This is a genomic window from Microbacterium algihabitans, assembly GCF_032464975.1.
GTDB lineage: Bacteria > Actinomycetota > Actinomycetes > Actinomycetales > Microbacteriaceae > Microbacterium > Microbacterium algihabitans.
The window spans coordinates 151,827-169,747 of record NZ_JAWDIU010000004.1; the positions used below are offsets into that span (position 1 = coordinate 151,827).

The window sequence follows — 17,921 nt, forward strand, 5'->3', positions numbered from 1 at the left end:
CGACGCGGTCAAGTCAGGATCGTGTCGAGACCGGATCGTGACGGGAGGAGCCGCTGTGACGGTGAGCATCCGCGACGTCGCGACCCTCGCCGGAGTCTCGGTGGGCACGGTGTCGAACGTGCTGAACAGACCGGATGCCGTGTCGGCGGCATCCGTGGAGCGTGTGAACTCCGCCATCGAAACCCTCGGATACGTGCGCAACGACGCCGCCCGCCAGTTGCGCGCCGGCATCAGCACAACGGTCGGTTTCGTCGCCCTCGACGGACGCAATCCGTTCTTCGCCGACGTCGTCGCCGGGGCCGAGAACGAGGCCACCAGCCGGGGACTCGCGCTCCTGCACGGCAACAGCGATGAGGACGCCGCGCGTGAGTCGCTGTACATCGACCTGTTCGAGCAGCAGATGGTGCGCGGCCTGCTGATCGCCCCGTTCGGCGACGTCACCGCGAGATTGAAGCGCCTTCGGGCCCGCGGCATCCCCTCGGTGCTGATCGACAGGTTCTCGGGCGACGGGTCGGTCTCATCGGTGTCGGTCGACAGCGTCGCCGGCGGACGTCTCGCCGCCGAGCACCTGCTCGAGCGCGGGCGCCGGCGCATCGCCTTCGTCGGCGGAGGGTTCGACATCCGCCAGGTGACCGACCGCCTCGCCGGTGCGCGCAGCGCGGTCGACAACAGCGAGCACACCGCCACGCTCGAAGTGGTCCCCACCCACGCGATGACGGTGGAGGAGGGCGTGTCGGCGGGGCGTCGGCTGCTCGCCCGAGAGCGTCGCGATCGCCCCGACGCGGTGTTCGCCGCGAACGACCTTCTCGCCCTCGGCCTGCTGCAGAGCCTGGTCGTCGACGGCCGCATGCTCGTGCCGCACGAGATCGCGGTGGTGGGTTTCGACGACATCTCGTTCGCCGCGGCGGCCGCCGTGCCCCTGACGTCCGTCCGTCAGCCGAGCGCCCTCATCGGCGGTACCGCCATGAGGATCCTGCTCGACGAGGCTCTCGACCCCGACCGCCCGACGCGCCAGACGGTCTTCTCTCCGCAGCTCATCGCGCGGGCGTCGACGAGCGGCGGAATGCCGTGATCCGGGTCGATTCCTGAATCGATTCAAGCCCTTCTGCCCCACGACCACCCGGCGGGCACCGCATCGCGGCACCCACCGGCGGGCGTCAGTGCGCCGGCATCCCCTCGACGCCGTCGACCTGCTTCGCCGTCCGCACGAACGCCGCGAGCACGATCACCGCGAGCGACAGGCACGCCGCGACGAAGAAGGCGGTGTGGATGCCGGAGGCCGTGGCATCCACCATCGACACTCCCTCGTTCGCCACCGCTCCCGCGGCACCGACCGTCATCAACGTCACGAACACCGCGGTGCCGATGGCCCCCGCGAGCTGCTGCACGGTCGACACGATCGCGGATCCGTGCGGGTACAGCGCCGGCGGCAACGAACCGAGGGCCGAGGTCATGAGGGGTGTGAACATGAACGCCAGACCCAGGCTCAACACGCAGTGCACGGCGATGACGAACGCGATCGGCGTGGTCGACGACAGCGTGGCGAAGCCCCACAGGGCGACGCTGGCGACGACGGCGCCCGGGAGCACCAACGGGCGAGCCCCGAAGCGGTCGAAGAGGTTGCCGACGAGGGGCGCCATGAGACCCATGAGCAGACCACCCGGCAGCAGCATGAGCCCGGTGGGCAGGGTGCCGAGACCGAGCACGTTCTGCAGGTAGAGCGGCAGCAGGATGAGCACGCCGAAGAGCGTCGTCATCGCCACGACCACGAGGATCACCGCGACGGTGAAGCTCGAGTGCCGGAACACCCCGAGGTTCAGCAGCACGCGATCGGTCGAGCCGAGGCGCAGCTGCCGCACGACGAAGGCGGCGAGGGCCACGGCTCCGACGACGAGGGGGATCCACACGGGGACGAGCGCGTGACCGCGGGCGGCCTCGCCGATGCTCGAGAGCCCGAAGATCAGGCCGCCGAAGGCGAGGGCCGACAGCACGACCGACACGACGTCGAGGGTCACGCGACGCGTCTCGGTGAGGTTCTGCACCCAGCGCGCGCCGAGGGCGATCGCGATCAGGGCGATCGGGATCATCACGATGAACATCGCGCGCCATGGGAAGACCGACAGGATCAAGCCCGACACGGTCGGGCCGACGGCAGGCGCCACCGAGATGACGATCGAGATGAGCCCCATCATGCGTCCGCGGCGGTTCGCCGGCACGACGTTGAGCACGGTGGTGAACAGCAGCGGGATCATGATCGCGGTGCCCGAGGCCTGCACGATGCGCCCGAGCAGCAGCACCCCGAAGCCCGGGGCGACCGCGGCGATGAGCGTGCCGAGGGTGAACAGCCCCATCGCGGCGAAGAACAATCCGCGCAGCGGGAAGCGCTGGATGAGGAAGCCCGTGGTGGGGATGACGACGGCCATCGTGAGCAGGAACGCGGTGGTGAGCCACTGAGCGGTGGCGGCGGCGATGTCGAGCTCGCGCATGAGCTCGGGCAGAGCGACGCCCATGATCGTCTCGTTGAGGATGACGACGAACGCGGCGACGACGAGCAGGGCGATGACCGCCCCGGGGCGCGCGGCGGGGCGCGACGACGGGGCGGTGGGGAGTGTTCCGGTGGAGACCATGGGCGACCAATCTAAGCAGGCGGGGCCATGTTGGCAGTCACTGCCAATACGACATCGACTACTGTAGCCGATATGACCGTCCCGGATGCACCCGTCGAGGCACTCCGCGACCGACGACGCCGAGAGACGTCGATCGAGATCTGCGCCGCGGCCCTCGACCTCTTCGAAGCCAAAGGCGTGCACGGCACCACGGTCGACGAGATCGCCGCGCGCGCCGGAGTCTCGCCGCGCACCTTCTTCCGCCTGGCGGGCACGAAGGAAGACGCGGTCTTCATCGACGACGGGCGCTTCGCCGACGCCCTGGCCGGAGTCGCCGACGTCGGCGACGACATCCGCGCGCTCCTCTCAGCGCTCCGCGAGGTCTTCGCCCGCGAGCTGGAGCTGCTCGACGCCGACGCACAGGCGCGCGAGCGCTACCTGCGGGTGCGCCGACTCATCGCCCACGAGCCGTCTCTCCTCGGCGCCGCGGTGCGTCGCGAGGTCACCTCGGCCGACCGCTTCGTTCCCGAGCTCGCCAAGCGGATCGGGCTCGTCGAGCTCGACGTGCGCACGGCGCTGGGCATCGCGGGGCTCGAGATGCGCACCACCCTCGACGAGTGGGCGCGCCTGCACGACCAGGGGCAGACGCGAACGCTCGTCGACCTGCACCGCGACGTGCAGAGCAGGCTCACCCGCGCCGCCGGGGCCTAGAGCTCAGGTCTCGGATCGAGCCTCGAGGGCACGGGCCGCGTCTTCCACGGCGGCAGCAACGACAGCCGCAGCCTCGTGCGGGGCGACCGTGACGACGCACTGATGCCCCAGCGACCGTTCCCACTCCGTGGGTGTCGGGAGCTCGACGAAGCTGATGCTCGACGCACTGCATCGACACCGAAAACCGCTTGTACCGCGAGCCGCTCCGCTTCGTCCAGGATGCCCGGGGTCGACTCCATCCCCGCGGGCGCCGAGCGCCGCTCAGCCATGCATGTGCCGCAAGCGTTCCAGGGCGGCACGTGCGGCCGTATTCGGCCGCACGGCACGCGCCAACACGTCTGCGTAGTCCTCGACTTCCACCACGACCATGAGGTTCTCTTTCGCCTGTCCGATCTCCTTCGCGAGCCCGTCGACGGGCCTGCGCGAGACGAGATCGAACAAGGTCTGCGCCTTCGTCGCCACCAGCCCTTGCCCCAGGCTCATGCGCTCGAGAACGAGATCGAGCAGATCGAGAGGACGCGGAACGAGTTGGACCGCTCCCCCCTGATCCAGCTCGACGACAGCGCGCTTCCCCCGGTCCACGGCGACCGTCGCCACGCCGATCGCTCGAGGCAGGACGCCCCAGTGGCGTGCCGCGCTGACGCCCATGAGAGCCGCGGATCGTTCACCGGCGCGGGCCGTGGCGATGGCGAGCGCGGTCGACTCGAGCGACGGCCGCCAGAGACGCCCGTCTTCACCGTCGGGCGGCGCCGTGTAGATGCCGTGTCCCAGGCGCAGCAATGCGCCACGATCGGTGAGACTTTCGACCGCCCGCCACATGTTCTGCACGAACGGGGGAACGTCCTTCAACCGGACCGTTCGCAGCGGAGAAGCGGCGACAGACCGGACGATGTCCACATCTGAGCCCATGAGCACCCCCAACACCCTCAAGTATACGTATGGCGTATATTTCAGGGGCCTGGAGCTCAGGTCTCGCGCGTGATCGTGACCCTCACCTTGAGGTTGCTCTTGCCGGGGCCGGCATAGACGCCGCGCAGCGGCGGCACGTCGTTGTAGTCGCGCCCGCGACCGACGAGCACGTGGCGGTCGCCGATCTCGATGTTGTTCGTGGGGTCGAAGCCCTGCCAGTCGCCCGCGAACCACTCCACCCAGGCGTGCGACTCACCCGTGACGGCTTCGCCCACCTCGGCGGAGGGCTTCGGGTGCAGGTAACCCGAGACGTAGCGCGCCGGGATGCCGACCTCGCGCAGAGCGCCGATCGCGATGTGCGCGATGTCCTGGCACACGCCCTTGCGGGCCTCCCACGCGTCGATGGCCGTGGAGGTCACGCCGGTGACGCCCTGCATGTAGTCGATCGCGTCGCCGATCGCCTCGGCGATCGCGTGGGCCGCGGGACCCGGGCGATCGTGCTGCGCCGCGATCGAGCGGGCGAGCTCGGCCACCTCGGGGTGGGGCGCCGTGCGCCTCGTCTGCGTCAACTGCTCGACGGTCGAGATCGACCGCCCCGCCTCGGCGGCCAGTTGCTCCCAGGTGATGTCGGCGTGCTCGATCGGCCGCGGGCGCACCTCGATGAGCGAGCGCGCCGTGATCGTCAGCGACGAGTGCGGCGACAGCACGTCGAACGCCGCGACGCGCGTGCCGAAGTAGTCGACGTACTGGTTCACCGAGGTCGAGGGCTCGATGTCGAGCGACGAGCTCAGCACGAACTGACTGTCGGTGGAGTGCGGCAGCATGCGCGCCTCGTTGTACGACGCGACGACGTCGCCGGGGTAGACGAACCCGGTCTGGTGCTCGATGCGCAGGCGTTTCACGAGATCTCTCCGATCCACGACGGTTCAGCCTGCGTCGGGAAGAAGCGCGAACGGATCGCCTCCGACGCCTCGCGCGTGACCGTCTGCACGCGCTGCATGTGCTCGGGGAGCTCGGCGAGGATGTCGCTGATCGGGCGGTACTCCAGATCGTTGCGGATCTGCCCGAGGGCGCGCAGCACCGTGTTGGAGTGACCGACGCGGTCGGCGCGCGGGTCGATCGCGCTCATGCAGTCTTCGGCCCGCTGGATCGAGTAGATGATCGAGCGCGGGAAGAGGCGGTCGAGCAGCAGGAACTCCGCGGCGTTGCGGGCACTCGGCATGCCGCGGTAGGTGCGGAGGTACGCCTCGTACGCCCCGCACGAGCGGAGGATCGTGGTCCACGACGGCCCCGATACCTCGGTCAGCGAGCGTGTCGCGAGCAGACGCGCGGTCATGTCGGTGCGCTCGATGCTGCGACCGAGCGTGAAGAACTGCCAGGCCTCGTCGCGGTTGGTCGAGGAGTCGACGATGCCGATCGCGAGCGCCGCGCGCTCACGGGTCCACTGGAAGAACTCGTGCACCTTGTCGGTCTGCAGGCGTCGCGGCATCCGCGCGTTCGTGGTGTTGAGGATCTCCCACAACTCCGTCGACACGATCTCGCGCGCGCGGCGGGCGTTCTCACGCGCGGCGGTGAGCGAGTAGGCGATGCTCGAGGGGTTCATGCGGTCGACGGCGAGACGGGCGAGCACGTCGTCGCGGCGCACGGCTTCGACGTTCTCGGGCAGGGCAGAGCCCATCACGCTGAGAAGCGATCGGCACGCGGTGTCCTCGTCGATCCACGGGTCCTCCAGCAGAAGCTGCAGGTGCACGTCGAGGATGCGGGCGGTTCCGTCGCTGCGCTCGATGTAGCGCCCGATCCAGAACAGGCTCTCTGCGATACGGCTCAGCATCCCGGAACCTCCTCGCCCTGCTCGCGCGCCTGCTGCTGCTGCTCGGCCTGCGGACCGTGCTGCACGCCGGCATCCGCCTGCTGCTGCTGCTCCTGCTGGTCGCGGTCGGGGTGCAGGTCGCGCGGTGCCGTGGCGGGCGTCGGCTGCCCGTCGTAGATGATCGGGATCGCCTCGGTGACCGCGGCCTGGTCGGCGACGAGTCCCGAGACGCCGTTGCCCTGGCCGTACTCGACGTGCGAGGGGGCCGAGCCGCCGACGATCCACGTGTCCTTCGAGCCGCCGCCCTGGCTGGAGTTGACCACGAGCTGACCCTCCGGAAGCGCCACGCGGGTCAGACCGCCGGGCAGCACCCAGATGTCGTCGCCGTCGTTGACCGCGAAGGGACGCAGGTCGGCGTGACGCGGGCGCATCCCGTCTTCGACGAGCGTCGGGATGGTCGAGAGCATGACCACGGGCTGAGCGATCCAGCCGCGGGGGTCGGCCTTGAGCCGCTTGCGCAGGGCGTCGAGCTCGGCGGGAGAGGCGTCGGGACCCACCACGAGCCCCTTGCCGCCCGAGCCGTCGACCGGCTTCACGACGAGTTCGGGCAGGCGGTCGAGCACCTCTTCGAGGGCGCCCGGATCTTCGAGCCGCCAGGTGTCGACGTTCTTCAGGATCGGCTCCTCGGCGAGGTAGTACCGAATCAGATCGGGCACGTACGTGTAGAGCAGCTTGTCGTCGGCGACGCCGTTGCCCACCGCGTTGGCGATGGTGACGTTGCCCAGGCGCGCGGCGAGCATGAGGCCGGGAGCCCCGAGCATCGAGTCGGCGCGGAACTGCAGCGGGTCGAGGAAGTCGTCGTCGACGCGGCGGTAGATCACGTCGACGCGCTGCGGGCCGCGGGTGGTGCGCATGAACACCTTGCCGCCGACGCAGAGCAGGTCGCGTCCCTCGACGAGCTCGACGCCCATCAGGCGCGCGAGCAACGTGTGCTCGAAGTACGCGGAGTTGTAGACACCCGGCGTGAGCACGACGATGTTCGGGTCGTCGATCCCGGGCGGGGCCGAGGCGCGCAGGGCGGCGAGCAACTTGTTGGGGTAGTCGCCGACGGGGCGCACGCGCATCGAGACGAACAGCTCGGGCAGCGTCTGCGCCATGACGCGGCGGTTCGAGATGACGTACGAGACGCCCGAGGGCACGCGCACGTTGTCTTCGAGCACGCGCATCTCGCCGTGCTCGTCGCGGATGAGGTCGATGCCCGACACCTGGATGCGCACGCCGTTGGCGCTGCGGATGCCGGCGGCCTGGCGGTAGAAGTACTGCGACGACGAGATGAGGCCCGCGGGCAGGATGCCGTCGCGCACGCAGTGCTGGTTGCCGTAGGCGTCGTCGAGGAACGCCTCGAGCGCGCGCACGCGCTGCTTGACACCGGCCTCGATGCGCGACCACTCGTCGTACGCGATGACCCGGGGCACGGCATCCAACGGGAACGGTCGTTCCTCGCCCGCGAAGTCGAACGTCACGCCCTGCGCGAGGTACGAACTCGCGAGCGATTCGGTGCGCCCGCGCAGTTCTTCCTGCGTCATCTGTGCGAGCGCTTGGTACAGCTCCCGGTACGCCTCGCGCGAGGGGGCGGCTTCTCCGGGACTCGCCGGAACGCCGAACATCTCGTCGAACGCCGGGATGCCGGATGCGGTCTTGCGCGGCGCCAGCGTGGAGCCGTAACCGTCGAACAGGTCACCCATGCGTCGACCTTACCCAGCGACGTGTTGCGGATACGTTTCCCACCCGCGCTCTCGCGCGCCCGTCGCGCAAGCGGAGCCGGGAACTCGCGCCCCAGGCTCCGTCGTGCGGACGCCGCGGCCGACACACCGGGGCCGGCCGCCCGACCCCCGGCGTGTCGCCGCTGGACTCCGCACGACGGCGCCGCCCGCCGGGGCGGCACCCGTCAGGCGCCGGGGCGCAGCACGACCTTGATGCAGCCGTCTTCCTTCTTCTGGAACGTCTCGTACAGGCCGGGCGCATCTTCCAGCGGGGCGTGGTGCGTGACCAGGTCCATGACCCCGAGCGGATCGGCGGGGTCTTCGACGAGGGGCAGCAGGTCGTCGATCCAGCGCTTGACGTTGCACTGGCCCATGCGCAGGTTCAGCTGCTTGTCGAACATCGTCTTCATGGGCAGCACGTCGGCTTCACCCGCGTAGACGCCGCTCAGCGAGACGGTGCCGCCGCGGCGCACGAGGTCGATCGAGGCGTAGACGGCGGCGAGGCGGTCGAGTCCGGCCTTGTCCATGAGCTTCTGCGCGATCGGGTCGGGCAGAAGGCCCACGGCGCTCTGCGCCAACTTGATCCCGCCGTTTCCGTGCGCCTCCATGCCGACGGCGTCGACCACGGCATCCGCCCCACGACCCTCCGTGAGGTCGAGGAGCTCGTCGACCACCGTGTCGGTGAGGTCGTACGTGAGCACGCCGTGCCGCTCGGCCATGGCGCGACGCTCGGCTTCGGGCTCGATCGCGAGCACGCGGTAGCCGAGGTGCACACCGATGCGGGCCGCGAATTGGCCGACCGGGCCGAGGCCCATCACGGCGAGCGTTCCGCCCTCGGGCACGTTGGCGTACTGCACGCCCTGCCAGGCGGTGGGCACGATGTCGCTGAGGAAGAGGTAGCGGTCGTCGGGCAGGTCGTCGCCGACGCGGATGTGGTTGTAGTCGGCGAGCGGCACGCGCAGGTACTCGGCCTGGCCGCCCGGCACCTGGCCGTAGAGCTTGGTGTAGCCGAACAGGGCGGCGCCGCTGCCGTACTCGCGCACCTGCGTCGTCTCGCACTGCGACTGCAGGCCGCGGCGGCACATGAAGCAGTGCCCGCACGAGATGTTGAAGGGCACGACGATGCGGTCGCCGACGGCGAGGTTCGTTACGGCCGAGCCGACCTCGACCACGACGCCCATCGGCTCGTGTCCGAGAACGTCGCCCTTATCGATGAAGGGCCCGAACAGTTCGTACAGGTGCAGGTCGGAGCCGCAGATCGCCGTCGAGGTGATCTTCACGATCGCGTCCGTCGGTTCGAGGATCTGCGGGTCGGGGACCTCCTCGACGCTCACGTTGCGCTTGCCCTGCCAGGTCAGTGCCTTCATGGTCGTGCCTTTCGTTGCGGGGGAACAGCCAGTCTGCGCGTGCGGCGCCGACGGGCGTGAGGTGGTTGACGAGCCCGGCGCGCAGCCCTAGGCGCCCTCGGCGGCGAGCGGGGGCGCGTCGATCCACGCGTGCACGCGGCGCAGGAACGCGGCATATCCGGCGGGCGTGCGTCCGGTGAAGCGCCCCGAGGTCTCGACCTCGTGCTCGTCGCTCGCCCGCACCCGCGCGCCGATCGCCCGTGCGGCGTCGACGAGGGCGACGTCCTCGTGCAGGGCGAGATCCCGGATGCCGCCGACCTCGAGGTACGTGCGGGCCCGGATGCCGAGGTTCGCGCCGTGGACGTTCCCCGCCGGGCGACCGCGCGGGTGGGTGGCACGCCAGTACGCCGCGTGGCGATCGCTGAGGTCGGCGAAGTCGGGGCGCACCGTACCCAGCACGACGTCGATACCGGCGTCCATGAGGTCGAGCTGATGGGTGAGCCACTCGCGGGGCACCGTGGAGTCGGCATCCGTCATCGCGATCCACGTGCGTTCGGGATCCGCGTCGAGCGCGGCGAGACCGTGGGCCACTCCGACGCGGCGGGCCGTACCGACCACTCGCGACGAGATCTCGACCGCCTCGACCGGCCACCGGCGCACCTGCATCGCGGTGGTGTCGGTGCACGCGTCGAGCACGACGACGATCCGCGCGTCGAGATCGGGCTCACGCTCGCGGGCATGGGCGACGGCGCGGGTGACCGTCGCGAGACACCGCCCGATCAGCGCCTCCTCGTCGTGCGCGGGGATCGCGACCACAACGGCCCTCACGGCACGAGTCCCGCCTCGACGGCCACCGACCGGGCCCCGGAGCGGCCGTAGACCTCGAGCACGAAGTCGTCTTCCTCGTGTCGCACGAGGCGCACGAGGGTCGGCACCGCGGCGAGCGCGGCGTGCACGCTGTCACCGGAGCGCGGGTACTCGGCGACCGGATGCCGCCAGTGGCAGGCGACCAGATGGCCCTGGGGCTCGAGCGCCGACGCCGCCGCGGTCAGTCCGGCCGCGAGGTCGGCGTCGTTCCAGTAGTAGGCCACCTCCGACAGGACGACGAGGTCGAACACCCCGTCGGGCCAGTCGGCGGGGAGCGAGGCGACGCGCAGCTCGACGTTCGCCCGCCCCTCGAGTCGGCGCGCTGCCCGCTCCAGAGCCGCTGGCGACAGGTCGACGGCCAGCACCCGGTCACCGCGGTCGGCGAGCTCCCCCGTCAGCGCGCCGGTCGAGCACCCCGCCTCGAACACCGCGCGGTACCGCCGCCGGGGCAGGGCCGCGAGCAGCACCGCCCGCTTGCGCTGCTCGTACCAGCGCGAGTCGAAGCCCCAGGGGTCGTCGTGGCGGGCGTACATGCCGTCGAAGTACTCGGGGCCGACGCTCGCGGCGGCGGGTTCCGGGGCGAAGAAGACCTCTTCGTCGCGGGTGAAGTGGGCGTGCATGCGCGCGTGGATCATCGGTTCGTCGCCGGGCGCGGCCGACAGGGCCGACAGCTGGCTCTCGTGCGCGCGCAGGGCGCGGGCCTTGGCATCCCGGGCCGCGTCGTCGAGGGCCAGGCGCTCCGCGCGGGCCCAGGGCACGTCGTCGGGACTCCCCCAGTGCCACAGCCAGATCGGGAACGCGCGCGAACGCACGCCCCGCTGCGCGCAGACCTCTTCGACGATCTCGCCCACGACCCGGTGGTCGCGGTGGCCGTCTCCGCGCCAGGACGACAGCACCAGCACGCGGTCGTCGCCGGCGCGGTCGAGCACCTCGTGCAGCGCCGCGGCGATGTCGTCGCGGTGCGCGTCGGTGCCCCCGTCGGGCAGGTCGAGGAACCGCGGCACGCCCGCGACCCCCACCGCCTCGACCGCCACGGCGACCTCGCGCCTGCGCACGAGAGCGAGGGTGGCGGGGCTGTGGGTCGGCGAGTCGGGGTGCGAGCCCTCGCCGTCGGTCACGATCACGATCTCGACGCGGATGCCGCGGGCCGTCGCGCTCGCGAGCAGACCGGCGGCTCCGAGGCTCTCGTCGTCGGGGTGCGCGGCCACGACGATCACCCGGTCGACGTCGAGGTCGAGCGTCACCAGGTCGCGGGCGGCGAGCGCGGCCGCCCAGATCGACTCGTCGGTGCCCGGGTCGCGGTGGTCGAAGCTCACCATGCGCCGTCTCCCGCCGCGACGTCGGCCCCGATGCGGGCGAGGTCGCGCTCCGCGTGATGCTGCCGCACGTACACCTGCAGGTCGGCCACGCGCCGCGCGTGGGACTCGTCGGCGGTCAGCGGCAGCGGGCCCAGGGCGTGCGCGGAGCTCGCGATGACCGTCTCGACCGCGTCGGCCACGACGGTGCGCGCGCGGGCTGCGCGCAGGCCCTGGCCGGCCGCGTCTCCCGCCGCGAAGACGTCCGCCGTCTCGACGAGGGCGGCCCGCGCCGCCCACAGCGCGACGTGGGCGCGGCCGAGGTGCATCGCCGCCACCTGATCCGCCCTCTCCGACCGCGCGGCGTCGCGCAGCGCCGTGCGCAGCGGAACGGCCCCGCCCCACCAGCACGCGGCGACGCCGACGCCGCCGTGCGCGAAGCCGGGGCGCCGCAGGTACCACCCGGGGTCGCCGACGGGCAGCGCGACGGCGCCGTCGACGTCGATCGGCGCACTGACGACCTGCGCGAGCCCGCGGGCATGCCAGGGCCCGGGCCGCGCGGTGACCGCGGGGTCGCGCAGGTCGAGGGCGAAGAGCTGTCGGCGGTCGTCGTCGACCCAGGCCGTGACGAGGGCGTGCGAGAGGTGGGCGGCCAGCGAGCACCACGGCTTCGTGCCGTGCAACGTCCACGCGCCGCCGTCGTTCCGGGCCTCGAGGCGCATGCCCGCGCCTTCCGCGGCGAAGACCCCCCACGTGGCATCCGGATCCACGGCGATCTCGAGACCGGCGGATGCCGCTTCGTCGAGGATCGACAGCGCGTCGAGGTGCGGCTCGAGCACGCGGGCGGCCGCCACATCGCGCGCCGCGACCGAGGCGAGCAGCTCCCACCGGGCGGCGAGCGTCGACGGCAGGCGGACTCCGCTCGCCCATTCCATCGTCGCCGTGATGTCGCGGCCGAGCGCGTGCGTGGCATCCGCCGCGCGCAGCACCTCGCGGACGCCGTCGAGCGCGGCTTCGTCGAGAGAGTCGGAGGAGAAGAGCAGGGGGAACGGGAGGGGGGAACCGTCGGTCACCTCCCGAGCATCCGCCGAGCCACCGTGCGGCACCTAGATGCTTGACACGTGCCGCGTTCGTCCGATGTGTTCGCGCCCGGCCCGCGGGGACGTGGAACGGCGAGGGCGCCGAGGCTGCATCTCGCTGACGAAACGGTGTCGAGCTGCAGCCGACTCGTCAGCGGGATGCCGTCTCAGCGCCCCACCGCGCCCGAGCCGCCCCTCACGCCGGCACCGACGGCCCGAGCACCGCCAGCAGCCGCAGCTTCTCGGCGCTCTCGGTGCCCGGGGCCGCGGTGTAGACGAGCAGCGAATGCGCCGTCTCGGGATCGACGAGGGTCTGGCAGTGCACCTCGATCGTGCCCACGCTCGGGTGCACGAAACGCTTGGTCTCGACGGGGCGCAGGCCCACCTCGTGCCGGTCCCAGAGGTCGCGGAACTCGGCACTGCGCCCGCGCAGGTCGTCGGCGAGGTCGGCCGCGTGCGACTGCGGCCCGCGGCGCCCGACGAGCTCGCGGAGCCCCGCGGCGAACAGCCGGCTGAGAAACGCGTGGTCGCGCGGGTCGTACACCGCACGCGAGGCCGGGTCGGCGAACCATCGGTAGCCGAGGCTGCGGTGCGCGCCGCGGCGCAGGGAGGCGTCGCCGGTCAGCGCCACGCCCAGGCGGGACTGCCGCAGCGTCTCGCCGAGTTCGGTGACGACCTCTGCCGGGGTGTCGTCGAGGCGGTCGAGCACGCGCAGCAGCCCGGGACTGATGTGCTCACCTCCGGTGCCGCGATCGGCGGGTACGTGCCCCACGAGGCGGAACAGGTGGTCGCGTTCGGCGCGCGAGAGGTGCAGGCCCTGGGCGATGGAGGCCAGCATCTGCTCCGACGGCTGTGGTCCGCGCTCGCGCTCCAGCCGGGCGTAGTAGTCGACCGACATGTGGCTGAGCGCGGCCGCCTCCTCGCGGCGCAGGCCCCGGGTGCGCCGACGCGCGCCGCGCGGCAGCCCCACGTCTTCGGGCTGCAGTGCCTCACGGCGGGTGCGCAGGAAATGCGCCAGTGCGACTCGATCGATCACGGTGTCCCCCTCGGCCTCCTGTCTACCCGGCGCTCCCGGGCGGTGCCAGGACGCGTCGATCCCCCCTTTGAGCGGATGCCGTGCCCCGGGCAGCCTCGGATCGCCAGGCCCTGTCACGGCGGCGTCGATCGCGCGACGCTGGGGATACACCGACCAAGGAGACCGACATGGCCCGCAGCGACATCGACATCACCCTCCCCGACCTCACCGGCCGTCGCGTCGTGCTCACCGGCGGAAGCGACGGCATGGGCGTGGTGATGGCGGAGCGCCTCGTCGACGCCGGCGCCGAGCTCGTGCTGCCCGTGCGCAACCGCGCCAAGGGCGAGGGCGTCGTCGCGCGGCTGCGCGAGAAGACCCCCTCCGCGCGGGTCGCGGTGCACGATCTCGACCTGTCGTCACTGGCATCCGTCTCCGCCTTCGGTGAGGCCCTTCGGGCAGAGGGGGCGCCGGTGCACCTGCTGGTCAACAACGCCGGGGTGATGACCCCGCCCTCGCGCCAGGTCACGGCCGACGGCCACGAGCTGCAGTTCGGCACGAACCACCTCGCTCACGTCGCTCTCGTCGGGCACCTCTGGCCGTTGCTGCGGGCCGGGAACGCGCGCATCGTGTCGCAGGTGAGCGTCGCGGCGCGCACGGGTCGCCTCTCCTTCGACGACCTCGACAGCGAGCGCTCGTACGACGGTGCGCGCGCCTACGGCCGCTCGAAGATCGCGCTCGGACTGTTCGCCCGCGCGCTCGACGAGCGGTCGAGGCGCGAGGGATGGGGCGTGCGCAGCGTCGTCTCGCACCCCGGCGTCGCCCCGACCAACCTGCTCGCCGCCCGCCCCGAGCTCGGACGCGACGAAGACACCGTCGGGGTGCGCGTGGTGCGCTGGCTCTCGGCGCGTGGACTGCTGCTCGGCACGGTCGAGACCGCCGCGCTCCCCGCCCTGGCCGCGGCGACGACCGCCTCACCGCGCAGCGACGTGCTCTATGGCCCCACCGGCCTCGGCAACCTGGGCGGCGCCCCGGGGACCCACCCCCTGTACCGGCCGCTGCGCGATCTCGCCGAGACCGATCGCGTCTGGGACGCCTCCCTCCCCCTCGCGGGCGTCGCCGACGCCTGGACCTGACCCGCGCGCAAGAGCCGACTCCGGATGCCGCGGCGCTCCGGAGTCGGCTCTGACGGTGACCCTCAGCCGAGGCGGCGCCGTCTGACGCGGTGCCCGGCGAAGACCCCGACCCCGAGCAGGGCCGCAGCGACGGCCAGGCCACCGAGCGGGCTCTCCGCCCCCGTCGAAGCAAGGGCCGCGGGCGCTGCCGTCCCCACCGCTGCCGCGGAGGCCGTGACGGTGCTCGCCCGGACGGCGGTCGGCGTGGTCGTTTCGGCGGCCGTCGTCGTGCCCGAGCCGCCCGTCGCCGAGATGGCGTTCAACAGACGCACGCGGTCGATCGACACGGGACCGGTGGATGCCGTGCCCGCGACCTCGACCTGGTACCCCGTCACCGCCGTCAGACCGAGACCGTCGTCGGCCGCCCCCTCGGGTTGCTCGCCCGCACGGGAGAAGCCGGCGAAGGGCAGCTCGACCCAGCGCCACCCCGCCTGGTCGTCGACGAACGTCGTCTCGAAACGCTCAGCGGCATCGGGAGCCTGGTACACGCGGATGTAGTCCACCGCGAGCTCCTGCGGGAAGGTGAGGTCGCTCGACAGTGCCCCGCCGAAGTTGCCCCCGACCGCCATGTTCATGAGGAGGAAGAACGGGTGCTCGTACACCCACTCGTTCGGGGCGACGTCCTGGGGCGTCGCGGTGTGGAAGAGGATCCGCTCGCCGCCGTCGCGCTGCACGTACCAGCGGATCTGCCCTTGTTCCCACTCGACCGAGAACGTCAGCCACTGGTTGCTGAGGTCGGTGCCGAAGTCGTGGGTACCGCCGAACGACTGACCACCGGAGTAGCCCGGGCCGTGGATGGTGCCGAAGATCTCGGTGGGGAGCTTGCCGACGTACTCCATGATGTCGATCTCGCCCGTCTGGGGCCATCCGACCTCGCGGAAGTCGTCGCCGAGAGACCAGATCGCGGGCCAGATCCCCGCCTCGCCGTCGGGCATCTTGGCGCGCACCTCGACGCGGCCGTGCTGGAAGGTGTACTTGTCCTCGGTGATCAGTCGCGCCGACGTGTACTTGCACGGTCCGTACCAGCACGACAGGCCCGATGCGGCCGGGTCGTCGACGGCCCTGGTCGTGATGACCATGTTGCCGTTCCCGTCGTGGGCGGCGTTCTCGGTCGAGTCGGTGTAGTACTGCAGCTCGTCGTTGCCCCAGCCCCATCCGCCGGTCTCATAGGTCCAGTAGCGGGGGTCGGCGGGAGTCCCGGCCGCGCCGTCGAACTCGTCCGACCACTGCAGCACCCAGTCCTCGGGGGAGCCCTGCGCGGCGGCGCCCGCTCCGGCACCGTCGTCGAGGCCCACCGTCACCCGGCTGCCGTCACCGCGACCGTCGTACCAGAAGCCCAGTCCGTTCTTCGCGCTCCAGTCCTGGGGCTGGGCGAAGCGGTGGGCGTAGCCGCCCGCGCCGGTCACGTCGAGGACGTTCTCGAAGGAGTCCTGACCCGGGTAGGCGTCGGGGGCGGATGCCGCGATCTCGCGCGTCGCGAGTCCCGCTTCGCCGAGACCGTCCAGGCCGGTGGTGCCGTTCTCGAAGTCGTCGATCAACCCGTCGACGGGGGCGTCGTTGTCGGTGATGCTGACGCGGGCCACCGGAACCGTGCCGAGCTGCGCGTCCACGGCATCCGAGAAGCGCACGAGGAAGGTCTCGTCGACCTCGTCCTTGCCGTCGTCGATCGTGGGGACCGTGATCGTCGCCTCCCGCGAGCCCGCGGGGATGGTCACGGTACCCGACCCCGACACGTAGTCGCGGTCGGGGGTGGCGGGCAGGTCCTCGGTCGAGGTGCGCTCGGTCGCGGCCTCGGTGCGCCAGCTCACCGTCACATCGGTGTCGCTCGTGCGCGAGAGTCGCACGCCGACCTGCGCGTCGGCGCCCTCCTCGACCGTGAAGACGGCGCGCGCCGGGTTCACCGCGATCGGTCGGTTCGGGTCGGCCGTGCCGAAGAGAGTGACGTCGTCGAAACGGAGGTCGGGGGCGACGACCGGCGACGACTGCTCGACGCCGATGCCGAAGCCGTGCACGTCGGTCAGGGTGAGCCCGTCGTCGGGGGCGCCGTTGCCGATGTTCTTGCGGGTGAAGTCGGCGAACGGCAGTTCGATGAACCGCCAGCCCGCCACGTCGTCGACGAACCGGGTCGAGAAACGCTCGGCGTCGTCGACGGTCGAGTCGGGGTTGCGGTTGTCGATCAGGTCGAAGAACAGGGGCGCTCCCGAACCGGTGCCTTTCATCCAGAACCCGACGCCGGTGAAGGCGCTCCAGTCCTGCGGCACCCACGTCTGTCCGTCGGGGGTGAAGGCGTCGACGAGAACCGCCCACGACCGGGTGTCGAAGCCCACGTCGAGCACGTCGTTGTCGGCGGCGGCGGAGGGGCGCTCGGCGTCCGCCACCCGGTCGAAGGTGGGGACGTTGCCCGCACCCTGCGCGGTGAACCATCCGAGGGCGGGCACGGCCGAGGGGTCGCCGCGGCGCAGGTCGGACTCGAAGTCCTCGATCACCCGTCCGGTCGGCGCGGTGCCGCCCTCGTCGGGGTCGGTCGGGTCGGTCGGGTCGGTCGGGTCGGAAGCGCCGGTGTAGAGACCGATCTCGTCGAGCTTGACCGTGGCCGCTCCGCTGTTCGCAGGGAACAGCAGACCGCGCACGAACGAGAGGTCGAGGGTGCCGTCGTTCGGCGCTCCGGCGTCCTGGTGGTCGGTCGCATACGAGAACTGCGAGAACGGGATGCGCACCAGGTGCCATCCCGCGCTGCCGAGCGGGACGACGGTGTCCCAACGGTCGCCGACGGTGGCTGTCGCCGAGGTCGCGTCGACGATCTCGACCTGGATCGACGAGCCGCTGCCGTCGCTGTGCAACCAGAACTGCACGCCGTCGGAGGCGCTCCAGTTCTGCGCGGGGCGGGAGCCGGTGTACTCGAAGCCGATCCCGCCGTAGTGCGGGTCGAGCCCGAGATCGAAGCCGTACGACAGCACAGCGGCGTTCGGTGCGCTCGAGAACGAGGCGAGGCCGGAGTCGGCCAGGCGCTCCACTCCCGCACCGGCGGCGCCCCACTGGACGTGGTCGGAGGTGCCGTCCTCGAAGGAGTACAGCGTGTCGACGGTGTCGTCGTCGGCCTGCGCCGCGGTGGGCGCGAGCCCTGTCGCGACGAAGCCCGTCAGGGCGGCCACGGCGAATCCGCGGCTCCATAGGGGTCTGGGTGTAACGGTCATCCTCGTCCTCATCGATCGGGGGTGGCGGTCCGCGAGTCGGGCTCGCGGGGCGCCCGTGAGAGCGCTCCCAAGACGGTAAGAACCCGCTGTGGGGCGAGTCAACGAACGGCAGGCCTATTCACCCGCGAGACCCAGCCCCCTCACCCGGGGTGAT

The 17,921-nt window shown here is 71.5% G+C and carries 14 protein-coding genes; 3 read left to right on the forward strand and 11 right to left on the reverse strand.

Annotation, left to right across the window (positions count from 1 at the left end):
* Positions 1-55: 55 nt before the first annotated feature.
* Positions 56-1,072 carry a LacI family DNA-binding transcriptional regulator gene (locus RWH43_RS12420; RefSeq protein WP_144834511.1) on the forward strand — a complete coding sequence of 339 codons (1,017 nt, stop codon included), beginning with the start codon at positions 56-58 and terminating at the stop codon, positions 1,070-1,072.
* Positions 1,073-1,157: 85 nt separating this feature from the next.
* Here RWH43_RS12420 and RWH43_RS12425 read toward each other — a convergent pair whose 3' ends face one another.
* Entirely contained in the window at positions 1,158-2,627 is a 1,470-nt protein-coding gene (locus tag RWH43_RS12425; protein WP_316001635.1) for an MDR family MFS transporter, read from the reverse strand.
* A 72-nt stretch (positions 2,628-2,699) separates the two neighbouring features.
* On the opposite strand from RWH43_RS12425, the gene RWH43_RS12430 reads away from it, so the two are divergent.
* The gene (locus tag RWH43_RS12430; protein WP_316001636.1) at positions 2,700-3,317 is read left to right on the forward strand and encodes a TetR/AcrR family transcriptional regulator; all 618 of its coding nucleotides are present in this window, start codon (positions 2,700-2,702) and stop codon (positions 3,315-3,317) included.
* Between the two features lie 261 nt (positions 3,318-3,578).
* Here RWH43_RS12430 and RWH43_RS12435 read toward each other — a convergent pair whose 3' ends face one another.
* The 9 genes from RWH43_RS12435 to RWH43_RS12475 all read right to left on the reverse strand — a co-directional run bounded on the left by RWH43_RS12435 (position 3,579) and on the right by RWH43_RS12475 (position 13,422).
* Entirely contained in the window at positions 3,579-4,136 is a 558-nt protein-coding gene (locus RWH43_RS12435; RefSeq protein WP_316001637.1) for a hypothetical protein, read from the reverse strand.
* Between the two features lie 146 nt (positions 4,137-4,282).
* Entirely contained in the window at positions 4,283-5,128 is an 846-nt protein-coding gene (locus tag RWH43_RS12440; RefSeq protein WP_144834507.1) for a transglutaminase family protein, read from the reverse strand.
* On the reverse strand, positions 5,125-6,057 hold the full coding sequence (locus RWH43_RS12445) for an alpha-E domain-containing protein (protein ID WP_144834506.1): 933 nt from the start codon (positions 6,055-6,057) through the stop codon (positions 5,125-5,127). Before RWH43_RS12445 ends, RWH43_RS12440 begins: the two co-directional genes overlap by 4 nt.
* A complete protein-coding gene (locus tag RWH43_RS12450; RefSeq protein ID WP_144834505.1) occupies positions 6,051-7,781 on the reverse strand; it encodes a circularly permuted type 2 ATP-grasp protein in 1,731 nt (576 codons plus the stop codon). The genes RWH43_RS12445 and RWH43_RS12450 overlap by 7 nt, the downstream gene beginning before the upstream one ends.
* A gap of 203 nt (positions 7,782-7,984) precedes the next feature.
* Positions 7,985-9,166: a zinc-dependent alcohol dehydrogenase gene (locus RWH43_RS12455; RefSeq protein WP_144834504.1), complete on the reverse strand. Its 1,182-nt coding sequence runs from the start codon at positions 9,164-9,166 to the stop codon at positions 7,985-7,987.
* Between the two features lie 87 nt (positions 9,167-9,253).
* Positions 9,254-9,973 (reverse strand): glycosyltransferase family 2 protein, encoded by a 720-nt coding sequence (locus RWH43_RS12460; RefSeq protein WP_316001638.1) that lies wholly within the window; start codon positions 9,971-9,973, stop codon positions 9,254-9,256.
* A complete protein-coding gene (locus RWH43_RS12465) occupies positions 9,970-11,331 on the reverse strand; it encodes a PIG-L family deacetylase (protein ID WP_316001639.1) in 1,362 nt (453 codons plus the stop codon). Before RWH43_RS12465 ends, RWH43_RS12460 begins: the two co-directional genes overlap by 4 nt.
* Positions 11,325-12,380, reverse strand: coding sequence for an acyl-CoA dehydrogenase family protein (locus tag RWH43_RS12470; protein WP_316001640.1), 1,056 nt, complete (start codon positions 12,378-12,380; stop codon positions 11,325-11,327). The genes RWH43_RS12465 and RWH43_RS12470 overlap by 7 nt, the downstream gene beginning before the upstream one ends.
* A 202-nt stretch (positions 12,381-12,582) precedes the next feature.
* Positions 12,583-13,422, reverse strand: coding sequence for a helix-turn-helix transcriptional regulator (locus RWH43_RS12475; protein ID WP_316001641.1), 840 nt, complete (start codon positions 13,420-13,422; stop codon positions 12,583-12,585).
* 167 nt (positions 13,423-13,589) lie between these two features.
* Between RWH43_RS12475 and RWH43_RS12480 the strand changes: the two genes are divergently transcribed.
* Positions 13,590-14,534 (forward strand): SDR family oxidoreductase, encoded by a 945-nt coding sequence (locus RWH43_RS12480; RefSeq protein ID WP_316001642.1) that lies wholly within the window; start codon positions 13,590-13,592, stop codon positions 14,532-14,534.
* Positions 14,535-14,596: 62 nt separating this feature from the next.
* Here the strand turns inward: RWH43_RS12480 and RWH43_RS12485 are convergent, their stop codons facing one another.
* Positions 14,597-17,725, reverse strand: coding sequence for a carbohydrate binding domain-containing protein (locus RWH43_RS12485; RefSeq protein WP_316001643.1), 3,129 nt, complete (start codon positions 17,723-17,725; stop codon positions 14,597-14,599).
* Positions 17,726-17,921: the final 196 nt, after the last annotated feature.